This is a genomic window from Lacihabitans sp. CS3-21 (assembly GCF_024343675.1).
Lineage (GTDB): Bacteria > Bacteroidota > Bacteroidia > Cytophagales > Spirosomataceae > Leadbetterella.
On the sequence record NZ_RJUD01000112.1, the window covers coordinates 90232 to 101942 of the forward strand.

Genomic DNA, 11711 nt, shown 5'->3' on the forward strand with positions numbered 1-11711 from the left:
ATATTCTATAAACACTGTTCATTTTTGCATCATCAAACAAAAATAATTTTATGAAAAAGTATCTTATTACATGGTTTATTTTCACTAGCTCATGGGTGATTGGAGCAGATCAGCCCCAAGTAGTGGTGAATGTTAGCAACATCAAGCAATTAAAAGGCAACATCCGGGTGGCTTTTTACAAAAAGGGGAGTGCATTTCCGAAAGAAGGCTCTATCTCTTATGCCAAGGAAATCAAAGTTTCAAAATTGGGTGAAATGAGCCTTAGTTTTATGGATATTCCTTATGGTGAATATGCCATTGCGGTTTTCCAAGACAAGAATCTGAACCAAAAGATAGACAAAAACCTGGTGGGCTACCCAACTGAACCTTTTGGCTTTTCTAAAAACTTCAAACCTAAGTTTTCAGAACCTGAATTCAGCGATTGTAACATCATGATTTCACCTACAAACAATACCTTCACCATTAAACTGATAGATTAATATGGATGCTGCTTCAATTTTTTCTTTGGGAAACTCCTGTATACTACTTGGCTGGATATTGTTGATATTTTTACCGAATTGGAAATACACGCAGGCCAGTATTTTGAATGGTCTAATTGTATTGTATGCAGTGGTTTATACCTATTTGATTCTGAAAGACATCGGAGATTTCCGTGCAGACAGTTTCAGCTCATTGGCCAATGTAAAAGCCCTGTTTCAAAACGACAATGCCGTAGCCGCTGGTTGGTTTCATTACTTGGCTTTCGACTTGTTTGTAGGAGCTTACATTGTACGTAAAAGCATTGCTTTGGGTATCACCAGAGTATTTTACACCTTGGCTTTGCCTTTTACATTTATGTTTGGTCCTATGGGCTATTTGATATTTTTTATCATAAAGTCACTTAAAACCAAGTCTTTAAAGGCGTAATTCTTTAATTTTTTTAAGCTCTTTTATGCAAATTATTGAATTTGAGAGCTATCCTATTGTCAAATTTAATCTATTAATCACCATGAATTTTTATAAAGAAATAGTTCGTAGAAATGCCTTAATGGCGAATATGGGTACGTTTTTCCTGATTTTAGCAGCAGTGTTAGGACTTTATGCCACTGTAAATACCACCCAAGTATTGGGTATCAACTCCATGATAAAACCCATAAAATTTGCCTTGAGCACATGGATTTATGCTTGGTCCATGGCCTATTTGTTGTTTTTTGTTGAAAAACAAAAGAACGTAAGGCTATATACTTATCTGGCTGTTGCGACCATGTTATACGAAAATGGGGTAATTACCTTTCAGGCTTTTAGGGGCAAGCTCTCTCATTTTAATCAAACGGAGATTGTGGGTGGCATTCTTTATGCTCTGATGGGTATCATGATTGTCTGGTTGACCACCGCTACCTTGGTTTTGACCATTCGTTTTATAAGACAAAAGGCCTACATCATCAGTGATTCCTTTGCTTTGTCTATTCAAATTGGGCTCCTTATGTTTGTGATATTCAGCTTTTTTGGTGGTTACATGAGCGGCATAAACTCACACAATGTGGGTGGTGAAATAGGAGCGAAGGGGCTCCCATTGCTCAACTGGAGTACTTTGTTTGGCGACCTACGGGTAGCACATTTTTTTGGTGTACATGCTTTGCAGTTGATTCCAATTCTCGGATATTTTGTTTCTCAAAATATAGCAAACCAGGCAAAAGCAAAGCAGCGAGTATGGGTGTTTTCTCTTATATACTTTCTTTTTGTGGTATTCACTATGGTTCAGGCCTTAGCTGGAAAGCCATTTATAGCATAACATAAAATGCGTTCTTGGTCGTTTTGACCAAGAACCTTCATTTTTTATAGACTTTCTACATATTTCTTGAAATTGTCAAGAATCGCCTGCCAGCCTTCTTTTTGCAATTCCACCGAATTTTCGGTTTCTGCCACAAATATTTCCTTTAGGTGAGTGCCAGAACCCTTTGCTTCAAAGAAGATGTCTACTGTTCTACCATCTTCCATGGCATAACTAATTTTTTGATTTTCAATAACTTCACCATAAGTGCCAATAAAATCAAATCCAAAACTCCCGTCTTTGGCTTCCATTCTATTGTTGAATTGCCCACCTACCCTTAGGTCAATGGATGCTTTCGGTGTATGCCAGTCATCTGAGGCGGCGTTCCATTTTACAACATGTTCTGGTGTATTAAAACACGCCCAAACAAGTTCAACTGAAGCATTTATATCCACATCAACTGTTATTTTTGTAATTTCTGGTGATTCCATTTTTGTGATTTTTAATTTTAAAATTGATTTCACAAAGTTAAAAGAAGAAATTGTAAACGAAAGTGTATAAAAAAGACATTTGAGCGGCGTTTTACGACAAGGGTTTTTTTAATATATTTGGGATATGAAAAAAGTTGCCATTTTAGTCTTGGAAAGTTCAGTGATGCAAGCCATTGCTGATCCACAATATTGTTTTAGTGCAGTAAATCAATTCTTGGGTTATTCCGGAAAGCCCCTCCTTTTCGATATAAAGTTGGTAGGCCTCAGAAAAGAAGTTAAATTGAACGATGGGAAATATTCGGTTCATGCCGACCTATTGATTTCAGATATTCAAATATATGATTTGGTGATCATTCCTGCTCTATTTGGTGATTTGAATGCTGCCCTTGAAGCCAATGAAGATTTTTTGCCTTGGATAATACAACAAAGACAACAAGGAGCAGAAATTGCTTCTTTGTGTTTGGGAGCATTTTTGTTGGCTTCCACGGGCCTAATCGATGGAAAGAAATGTTCGACTCACTGGGGCTTTGTCAATGAATTCAGACGCAAATTTCCCTTTGTTGAAGTTCAAGATGGCAGTATAGTTACAGAGGAAAATGGGATTTATTCCAGCGGTGGGGCTACGTCCTACTGGAATTTACTTTTGCTTTTGGTAGAGAAATATACCGATAGAGAAACTGCGATACTGGCTTCAAAATACTTTGCCATAGACATCGACAGAAGCAATCAGTCGGCTTTTATGATGTTTCAAGGCCAAAAAGAGCACAACGATTTAGAGATTCAAAAGGCCCAGAACTACATTGAACAAAGCATAGATGGCAAATTGACGGTAGATGAATTGGCCGATTTGGTGGCTTTGGGCAGAAGGAGTTTTGAAAGGCGATTTAAAGCTGCCACCAACAATTCGGTTTTGGAATATATTCAACGCGTAAAAATAGAAACAGCCAAAAGGAGTTTTGAAAATAGCCGTAAAAATATCAATGAAGTCATGATGGACGTGGGATATTCTGATAACAAGGCATTTAGGACGACTTTTAAGAAAATAACGGGTCTTACGCCAATAGAATACCGCAATAAGTATCGTAAAATGGCCTAGCATTCCTACTAATATTAGTAGGTTTTCACTACTAAAACAGGGTATAATTTTGTGAGGTAAAAAAATGTTACCCATGAGAAAACCCTTCATCGTATTTCTATTCCTATTACCCGCTCTCGGATTCGGTCAATATTCCTTTTTGATGGATATACCCAAAATAGATGGCGAATCTACCGTGAATATTGATACCCGGGTATCCTTAACGAAAAAGCCCAAAGCTAAAAATACCAAAATATCTTCCTTTTCTTTTTCTTCTTCAAAAGCCATTTATTTAGGTAGCAGTGGTATTAAGAAAGATTTTAAGGCTGCTGATTTTCAGCCTATTGAGATAGAATTGCCCATAGATAAGTCTATAACCGAATGGCACGAAAGAATATTTAGGGGTAGTACATTGCCCACCTTAGACCTTTTTATGGATAAAAACGGCACGCCGCTTACTGAGGTACTCCATATTAAACTTTTTAATGTCAGTGTAAAACAATTATCCTATGGCCATTCTTTAAACACACCAGAATATATACTGACATTAAATTATGATAAAATTATATATGCCGTGAGTAAAATCAACACAAGCGGTGCCTTGATTGGCGTCAACCAAACCTGCTTTGATATTAAAAATGGAACGACTTGTACCGATACTTTCTAATTAAATTACAATAATCAACATGAAAGCTTTTATTCCCTTCCTTATAGTGGCTCTGAATTTAACAGCAAAAGCCCAAGTAACTGACACTTACATCAGTTTTATAAATCCAAGCATCTTAGGTCCAAAATCACTGTCAGATGGCAAAACGGGTTTGATTGAAGTATTAGGTGTTCAATATGATTTTCAGTCCAATAACAAAAAAGTTTTACCAGGATCCATAAAATTATTGATAGATGAAGACAGTATGACGCCCGAAATTTGGAGTACTTTTTTTACATCTAATGTGCCTATCAACATGAATATATTCCAATATAGAACGGATGTAAAAATTTACATGACCATAAAAATTCGAAATGCTTTTATCAATGCCATCAGATTCAGAGCCAATGAATCCGAAGGTGGTAAGCATGAAATTGATATTTGGTTAAATCAGTTTGCATTTGAATATAAAACTTATGGAGCCTCAGGTTTGGTGGTTTCTACGCATACTTCCGGTTGGGATTTTGTAAACAATTTACCTTTTAACTTTTAAAAAAATGAAAAATTCAATATGGTTGCTTCTGTTTTTTTGTCAGATAAAGGCCTATGCACAATTTGTTCAACTTGAAAAAGATAAGGTCTTGACGCCCAAAATCGGAATTGGCACCAGCAATCCTTTGAAACCTTTACATTTGAACGGTTCGGCCTTATTCACCAGCGATGAGCCTCTGGAAAATATCCTGATTGGCACCAGCGAAAGCATTGATGCCAAGTTGGTGGTTTACAGCCGAAACTTTGGAAATGGCGTAATCATAGATGCCTTGAGCACCCCAGGCGGTTATGGACTTCTGGTAAAAGGCTCTGCCCATATAGCGGGCAATCTCTCCAAAGCAGGTGGTACATTCAAGATTGACCACCCACAAGATCCTTTGAACAAGTTTCTCTCACACAGTTTTGTGGAAAGTCCGGAGATGATCAACATTTACAGTGGAAACATCACCACCGATGCCCATGGCATAGCCCAAGTATCGCTTCCTGCCTATTTTGAGGCATTAAATGCCGACTTTAGATACCAACTGACGGTGATTGGTGTATTTGCTCAGGCAATCGTATCAAAGAAAATCAAGGAAAATACCTTCGAAATAAAAACTTCTACGCCCCATACAGAAGTCTCTTGGCAGGTAACTGGCACAAGAAAAGACGAATGGGCTCTACAAAATCCAATAAAGGTGGAGGAAGAAAAACCGATGACCGAAAAAGGGAAATTGTTGAATAATTAAATAATTCTAAGGAAAACCACCTAGCATATATTTACGAGCCGAAATAGCAGATTTTCTTAAAAAATCTGCTATTTCTATTTTCGGACCTTCAAAAACCTCATCCAATCTTACTGTATTTATGACATCATGACCTACTAACATTAGTAGTACCGCCGCACAATAATAGAAATTAGCTTTGTGATGAACAAAAAACTAAGCTATGAGAAAATTATTCATTTTATTCTTGTTGTTAAATTCCTATCTCGTCAATGCTCAAGTTGAAATGCGGTCCGACTCGGCTATTATCAAATCTAAACTCAGAATCAAAAACCACAGTGAAGGCTTAGGTAAGGTATTGACTTCTGATGCAGATGGTAATGCAATATGGCAGAATCCTTCAGGAGGACTTTGGACGCAAGCTTTAGGCTTTATCGAGAATACCAATTCAAATGGATTTTGGTCGAGATACGCTTCGCCATTGCCCATTGGTGCTAATAATACTACTTATCCACCTACTTCACCAACGACAGGCAATGGCACCAGAATGGCGTGGATTCCATCAAGAAGTGCCTTTCAAGGAGGTACTTTTAACCTCCCAGATGGCTCGGTCAGGTTTGTATCTGACAACATTGGTCTTTTTAGTTTTTGTTATGGCCTAAACTCCGAGTCGAGGTCAAGAGGGGGAATAGCGATGGGCGAAGGAGCTATTGCGGACGGCACAAACAACACGATAGCTTTTGGTGAATCTGTGCAAGTAGCTGGAATAAGAAACTTTGGAGGGGGATTCTCCAATACCATTGGAGACGGGTCAAGCAATACCATTCTAATAGGTGAAAATTCAAATGCTTCAGCTGGCCAGTACAATCATGGCTTAGGTTGGGGATTAGAAATGAGTGGTTTTGGAACTTCGAATTTTGGAGCTTTTAATACGCCCATAGCAGGTTCAAACACCGCTTGGGTATCCACCGACCCCCTTTTTGTAATAGGCAATGGCTCGAGCAATGCCCTGCGTTCCAATGCCATAGTCATTCAAAAAAACGGCGTGGTAAATATTGGAACAAGTCCCAATGTATCTACTACCTATCGACTTAGGGTAAGTGGAAGTATGAGTGCCACCAGTACCGTTCAAGCCAATAACCTCAGGGCCACCAACTTGGCAGGAGTAGGCTCGAGGGACGTGTGCACCGATGAAAATGGAAATCTTATAGCATGCGGAAGCAGTTCCTTAGGTCCACACAATGTATCTGCCATGGGATTTCAACCGCATACCCTCTCAGCCCTTGCGGCATCCAACTTCCAGCGGGATGTGGTCAACGGCTTGGTTTCGTTTGTGAACAATACCAAACAAACCGAAGCATTTTTATATGCACCCGTGGAGCTACCTGATGGATATACCGTAAACGAGATGGCATTTCATTATAAACAAAGTGCTGGAGGAACCATGACGGTGTATTTCAAAAAAGTGGCAAAACAAAATGCAGGCCCAGCAACAAGTATTATTTCTGTAAGCTCTACGCCGGGAGCCAACGTGCTGGAGACCTTTGGAAGTCCGAGCAACACAGAAGTGATTGACAATGGGCAATATTACTATTTTTTATATGTAGAAGCCGGAACGGTTTGGCTAGGCAATGCCATGGCCCTGAGAGGTGTAATATTTTATCCTGAAAAACAGAAATAGAACCAATAGCATGAAAACAATAAGAAAAAAACTCACCAAAGACTTTACAGAAAGTATTTCTCCCTTCACCTCGGTACATGTGGGCTCAAGATTAGAATTTTTTCCGACCGAAATCGTCATGATTGAAGCGGATGTCAGCTATTCTTTTCTCTATCTCAAAAACGGGCAAAGGATCATCGTCAGCACCAATATCCAAAAGCTCGAGGAACGTTTTCTGCCATTTATGAACATGGTAAGGGTTCATCGGTCGTATATGATCAATACACAATTTTTAAAACACATTGATGGGGTCAATGCCATCTTAGTCAATGACATACAGTGTATTATTTCTCGGAGAAAGAGAATTGATTTGTTTAATGCCATGCAGATTATTAATTAAGATCTCGAAAAATATCCCCCTCAGTCAAGCACGAAATCGCCGGTTTCACTGTTGACAGACCCCCTGGCAAGCACGAAATCGCCGATTTCAACATGGTTGGACCCTCGGTCAAGCACGAAATCGTCGATTTCAACATTGACGGACCCCCAGAAAAGCACAAAATCGTCGATTTCAACATTGTCGGACCCTCGGTCAAGCACGAATTTGTCGATTTCAACATTGACGGACCCCCTGGCGAGCACGAAATCGTCGATTTTAATGTTGACGGACCCCCTGAAAAGCACGAAATCGTCGATTTCAATGTTGACTGACCCCCTGTGAAGCACAAAATCGTCGATTTCAACATTGACGCCCCCCTGAAAAGCACGAAATCGCAGATTTCAACATGGTCGGACACAAGGAGCCGTTTTCTGAGAGTTTGGAGTTTCTAATTGATGTAATCTATTGTAAAGAAATCTACCATTTAATAAATATCTTTGTTATTTTTTCAGTTTTTGTCCTTCTTGAGTTTATTACTTAGCTTTATTATAGTTTTTAGGCCGCCCAGCCTGCATATTGATATTTCGAAACCTTCAATAAATGCTAATTCAGGGATATTTAGATGAAAATCAATTAATTGAAAATACATAAAAGCATGCGAGCACGATGGATGTTTATGCAATGGCATAAATTTATGCTGTTGGTAAGTCCTATTTAATAAACAGCATCTCAGAAGCCTCGTAAATCATTTTAATATGACATTTGCCTTATTGCCCATTTTAGACACAATGATAGACCTCTATCAGAAACCCAGAACTTATGAAAGGTTTCAGGAGTTTTTGTTTTCACTTCAAGGTGACACTCAAGGCGATTTGGTATTGCCAATTATGGGATTTAACCCCATGGCAAAAGAACATATCCTTGAAAAGCTTTATGAACTTAAAGCTTTAGAAATTGAACCCATAATGGATCAAACTTTGAGTGAGCTAAACAAAAAACTAAAATCAGAACATACAGACCAAAATTTTAAAGTGGCGTTCAATCTTTTAGACGATTTAAAAGGTTCTTGGACAAACCGTTTCATAAGCGACTACGACAATAAATTCAAAATTGGGGGACTCATCAATAGAAATTTTTGTACGCCACTCTTTTGGGCAAGTGAAGATTATTCAATTGAAAAAATCAAAATTAGAACATTGGAATCGGCTTATAGAGCTTTGTATTGGCAGACCAAGCGAAATCCGACTACGCTGAAAGAACATGTGGAGCAGGAAAAATTTATTGGAAAAGAAGTTGGTTTTAATAAGCATATAGCGGATGGCGAGTACATGCAATTAGAGGAGTTCTATAAAAAAAATCAGCATCAAGATAACTTTAATCTAATTTTTAATTTTTTCTATGGCAACGAGGCTTCAAAGTCTTTGGCGTTTGCAAGCTTTGGTCTTAATTCAAAAGCTACAGGCCATGATTATTGTTACAAGTGAGCATTTAAGTGAGAGGCGTATTTGAAACTACCACGCTGCACGAAGGATATTTCCTTCGTGCAAGTGAAATGCAACCAGGTAGCTATTTGAATCAACCGCTGAAATCACTATTTAAAAAAAGCTCCACCATATCACGCTTCTTCAAGTTCTGAATGGGCATATATAAGCCAGATGTCTTTAATCCACAAAGGTTTGATCAACTTTCATGAATTATAAATTTTCAGAAATGCTATTTGCCTTTGCTTTTGTCGGTTTGAAAAACCTCCTTTGGCTTAGGCATTGCGAAGATGTCGATAAACCTAATTTCTCCAAAAGCTTAAGACCACCTACTTTCTTTATTGTACTTCGATTTATATTCTAAAGGCGACCTGCCAGTCACACGACTAAAAACATCCCTGAAAGCTTTGGCGTCGTTATATCCCACTTCATACATTATTTCATTGACCGTTTTTCGAGTGGTTTCAAACATTTTTTTTGCAGCCTCAGTTTTTACTCTCTGCAAATAATCAAGCGGTGTAAAACCGGTTGCTTTTATAAATCTACGGTCAAAATTTCTTCTACCAATGTTTAAATCAAACGACAACTTTTCGAAAGAAATTTTATCTTTATAATTTTCCTCTAAGATTTTTTGAGCCATCAATATGGCTTCATCGTTATGTTTTTTATGTCCGTTGAATATGGAAAATTCTGCTTGTAAATTTCTGTCTAAATCTATTTGAAAATATTTTGCACAATGAATGGCTATTTGTCGGTCATAAAATTTTTCGACCAAATACATCAACAAATGCAAAAACGAATAGGCCCCACCATTGGTGTAAATTCCATTTTCGTCCGTAATTAATTGGTCAGTTTGTAAGTTTACATTAGGAAACAATTCTCTAAAATTTTCGGACAAAGCCCAATGCGTAGAACAAGTTTTCCCATCGAGGATTCCAGAAGAAGCCAGCATAAAACTACCAGCACACATACTGGCAATCTCTGCTCCTTGCTTGTAGTGTTTCGCTACCCAATCGATTAGCAGTTTATTGTTTTTGGAGGCCGTATCATAACTGCGAATTAAGGACGCAGGAATGAGAATAAGATCCGTTCTATCAATTTCGCTGATGGCAACCTGATGCTTTATAGAAATTAGGTTGTTATTTAAAAAATCGCTTTTGGTCGCACCTACCAACTCAATTTTGAAAATGGCTTTTTCGTCCTTTCTCGCCAAATAATTGTTTGCTTCGCTAAAAACTTGGTTCGCACCTACAATACAAGCAATCGTACTCATATTGGTTTGCTCGTCAGGAACTAGAATACTTAAATGTTTCATTCTCCGCTTTTTCGACAAAGTTAAGTAAATACTTTGTCCAAATCAACCCTTCATAATGTCCATATAGCACTGCCTAAAAATGCATTTTGGACATTAGCTTTGTAAAATAAAATCAAAAACATGATAAGAACAGAATTGTTTGTGAAAATGGTCATTGACAGATGGAATGGTTCCATTCTAAATTTAAACAATCACTTAAATACCTTGACTGATGAGCAATTGGCAAAAGAAATTAACATAGGAAAAAACAGCGGAAGGTATCTATTGGGACACCTAATTGCCGTACATGATGAAATGCTCATACTGTTGGATATGGGCGAAAAGTTATTTCCTGAATTGTTAGAACCTTTTATAAAACAAGCCGATAAAGCGGCCACTCAATCCCCATCAGTTGCTGAATTGAGAGAAATGTGGGAAAAACAAAATGCTCATTTACAAGCAAAATTTGAAAAAATGGAACCTGAAGAATGGTTTGAAAAACACACAGCTGTTTCTGAAGAAAATTTTGCAAAAGAGCCTCAACGCAACAAGCTCAACATCATCATTACTAGAACTTCTCATTTACAATATCATTCAGGACAAATTGTATTACTCAATTAAAAAAATAGCCATGGCAAATCAAAGTTTCCAATTCAGTTTAAGCACCTCAAAAAATACAAATCAAGTATTTGCTCATTTAGTGAATCCAAATAATTGGTGGATAGGTTTATTTGGCGAAACAATAGAAGGAAAAAGCGAAAGCATTAACGATGAATTTTCTTTCAGTGCTGGTGATGGTGTACATTATTCCAATCAAAAATTAATTGAACTTGTTACCAATAAAAGAATAGTTTGGTTGGTAACCGATAGCAATTTATCCTTCTTAAAAAGTACCAATGAATGGGCAGGAACAAAAATCTGTTTCGACCTTGAAATAGTTGACGGCAAAACCAAAATAACATTTACACACGATGGCCTGATTCCACAAATAGAATGTTATGGTGGTTGCTCAAGTGCATGGACGCAGTATCTACAAAATCTTCAAGAACATCTCCAATGAAATATTTAATTCAAATTATTTTAATCTCAACCTTGCTTTCTTGCAAGGGAAGAATAACAACATCAAATCAAAGTAAAAAAATGAGCAACCCATCCAATAAAAATTACACCACTACCATTACGGTTAATAAAGACATTTCAAGTGCTTTTAACGGCATTAAAAATTTTAGAGCTTGGTGGTCTGAGGAAATCGTAGGAAATACGGACAAAGTTGGAGAAACATTCTTTTATCATTATAAAGATGTGCATCTGTGCAAAATCAAACTTATTGAAATGGTTGCTGATAAAAAATTGGTTTATCAGGTGATAGACAATGAATTTAATTTTACGAAAGACAAAACAGAATGGATTAATACCCAACTGATTTTTGATTTATCAACCCAAGCCGGTAAAACCCAAATTGTTTTTACACACGAGGGTTTAGTGCCAGAATATGAATGTTACAATGTTTGTAACGATGCCTGGACAAGCTATATACAAGGAAGTTTGAAAGATTTTATTGAAATTGGCAAAGGAAAACCCAATGGAAAAGAAGGTGGATTGAATGCAGAATTGGTTGAAAAATGGGGCTTGCCAAATAAATAAAACAAAGAACCTCCAGCAGAAGGAGAGTTGAAGTG

At 37.5% G+C, this 11711-nt stretch carries 17 protein-coding genes; 13 read left to right on the forward strand and 4 right to left on the reverse strand.

The features are described from left to right. Positions 1 to 50: 50 nt before the first annotated feature. From EGI24_RS19530 to EGI24_RS19540, 3 genes are all read left to right on the forward strand, one after another. The gene (locus EGI24_RS19530) at positions 51 to 479 is read left to right on the forward strand and encodes a DUF2141 domain-containing protein (protein WP_255050274.1); all 429 of its coding nucleotides are present in this window, start codon (positions 51 to 53) and stop codon (positions 477 to 479) included. A 1-nt stretch (position 480) separates the two neighbouring features. After that, positions 481 to 906: an ABA4-like family protein gene (locus tag EGI24_RS19535; RefSeq protein WP_255050275.1), complete on the forward strand. Its 426-nt coding sequence runs from the start codon at positions 481 to 483 to the stop codon at positions 904 to 906. An 82-nt stretch (positions 907 to 988) separates the two neighbouring features. Next, positions 989 to 1771: a hypothetical protein gene (locus EGI24_RS19540; RefSeq protein ID WP_255050276.1), complete on the forward strand. Its 783-nt coding sequence runs from the start codon at positions 989 to 991 to the stop codon at positions 1769 to 1771. 44 nt (positions 1772 to 1815) lie between these two features. Here EGI24_RS19540 and EGI24_RS19545 read toward each other — a convergent pair whose 3' ends face one another. Beyond that, positions 1816 to 2241: an SRPBCC family protein gene (locus EGI24_RS19545; RefSeq protein WP_255050277.1), complete on the reverse strand. Its 426-nt coding sequence runs from the start codon at positions 2239 to 2241 to the stop codon at positions 1816 to 1818. Between the two features lie 124 nt (positions 2242 to 2365). On the opposite strand from EGI24_RS19545, the gene EGI24_RS19550 reads away from it, so the two are divergent. The 4 genes from EGI24_RS19550 to EGI24_RS19565 all read left to right on the forward strand — a co-directional run bounded on the left by EGI24_RS19550 (position 2366) and on the right by EGI24_RS19565 (position 5242). Continuing rightward, positions 2366 to 3337 carry a GlxA family transcriptional regulator gene (locus tag EGI24_RS19550; protein WP_255050278.1) on the forward strand — a complete coding sequence of 324 codons (972 nt, stop codon included), beginning with the start codon at positions 2366 to 2368 and terminating at the stop codon, positions 3335 to 3337. A 73-nt stretch (positions 3338 to 3410) separates the two neighbouring features. Then, the gene (locus EGI24_RS19555) at positions 3411 to 3983 is read left to right on the forward strand and encodes a type VI secretion system tube protein Hcp (RefSeq protein WP_255050279.1); all 573 of its coding nucleotides are present in this window, start codon (positions 3411 to 3413) and stop codon (positions 3981 to 3983) included. A gap of 19 nt (positions 3984 to 4002) precedes the next feature. Further along, positions 4003 to 4515, forward strand: coding sequence for a hypothetical protein (locus EGI24_RS19560; protein WP_255050280.1), 513 nt, complete (start codon positions 4003 to 4005; stop codon positions 4513 to 4515). A gap of 4 nt (positions 4516 to 4519) precedes the next feature. Beyond that, the gene (locus tag EGI24_RS19565) at positions 4520 to 5242 is read left to right on the forward strand and encodes a hypothetical protein (RefSeq protein ID WP_255050281.1); all 723 of its coding nucleotides are present in this window, start codon (positions 4520 to 4522) and stop codon (positions 5240 to 5242) included. A 6-nt stretch (positions 5243 to 5248) separates the two neighbouring features. Here the strand turns inward: EGI24_RS19565 and EGI24_RS19570 are convergent, their stop codons facing one another. Continuing rightward, the gene (locus EGI24_RS19570) at positions 5249 to 5383 is read right to left on the reverse strand and encodes a hypothetical protein (RefSeq protein ID WP_255050282.1); all 135 of its coding nucleotides are present in this window, start codon (positions 5381 to 5383) and stop codon (positions 5249 to 5251) included. A 58-nt stretch (positions 5384 to 5441) separates the two neighbouring features. Here EGI24_RS19570 and EGI24_RS19575 point away from each other — a divergent pair, with 58 nt between their 5' ends. Together EGI24_RS19575 and EGI24_RS19580 are read left to right on the forward strand one after the other, a co-directional pair. Then, the gene (locus EGI24_RS19575) at positions 5442 to 6899 is read left to right on the forward strand and encodes a hypothetical protein (protein WP_255050283.1); all 1458 of its coding nucleotides are present in this window, start codon (positions 5442 to 5444) and stop codon (positions 6897 to 6899) included. 10 nt (positions 6900 to 6909) lie between these two features. After that, positions 6910 to 7278, forward strand: coding sequence for a LytTR family DNA-binding domain-containing protein (locus EGI24_RS19580; protein ID WP_255050284.1), 369 nt, complete (start codon positions 6910 to 6912; stop codon positions 7276 to 7278). Between the two features lie 20 nt (positions 7279 to 7298). On the opposite strand, the gene EGI24_RS19585 is transcribed toward EGI24_RS19580, so the two are convergent. Then, positions 7299 to 7604, reverse strand: coding sequence for a hypothetical protein (locus EGI24_RS19585; protein ID WP_255050285.1), 306 nt, complete (start codon positions 7602 to 7604; stop codon positions 7299 to 7301). A gap of 408 nt (positions 7605 to 8012) precedes the next feature. On the opposite strand from EGI24_RS19585, the gene EGI24_RS19590 reads away from it, so the two are divergent. After that, on the forward strand, positions 8013 to 8741 hold the full coding sequence (locus tag EGI24_RS19590; RefSeq protein ID WP_255050286.1) for a hypothetical protein: 729 nt from the start codon (positions 8013 to 8015) through the stop codon (positions 8739 to 8741). A 316-nt stretch (positions 8742 to 9057) separates the two neighbouring features. On the opposite strand, the gene EGI24_RS19595 is transcribed toward EGI24_RS19590, so the two are convergent. Beyond that, entirely contained in the window at positions 9058 to 10053 is a 996-nt protein-coding gene (locus tag EGI24_RS19595) for a GlxA family transcriptional regulator (protein ID WP_255050287.1), read from the reverse strand. Between the two features lie 120 nt (positions 10054 to 10173). Between EGI24_RS19595 and EGI24_RS19600 the strand changes: the two genes are divergently transcribed. The 3 genes from EGI24_RS19600 (at position 10174) to EGI24_RS19610 (ending at position 11676) form a co-directional block, all read left to right on the forward strand. After that, entirely contained in the window at positions 10174 to 10653 is a 480-nt protein-coding gene (locus EGI24_RS19600) for a DinB family protein (protein WP_255050288.1), read from the forward strand. A gap of 10 nt (positions 10654 to 10663) precedes the next feature. Beyond that, positions 10664 to 11092 (forward strand): SRPBCC domain-containing protein, encoded by a 429-nt coding sequence (locus EGI24_RS19605; RefSeq protein ID WP_255050289.1) that lies wholly within the window; start codon positions 10664 to 10666, stop codon positions 11090 to 11092. Between the two features lie 80 nt (positions 11093 to 11172). Then, a complete protein-coding gene (locus tag EGI24_RS19610; RefSeq protein WP_255050290.1) occupies positions 11173 to 11676 on the forward strand; it encodes an SRPBCC domain-containing protein in 504 nt (167 codons plus the stop codon). Positions 11677 to 11711 lie beyond the last annotated feature (35 nt).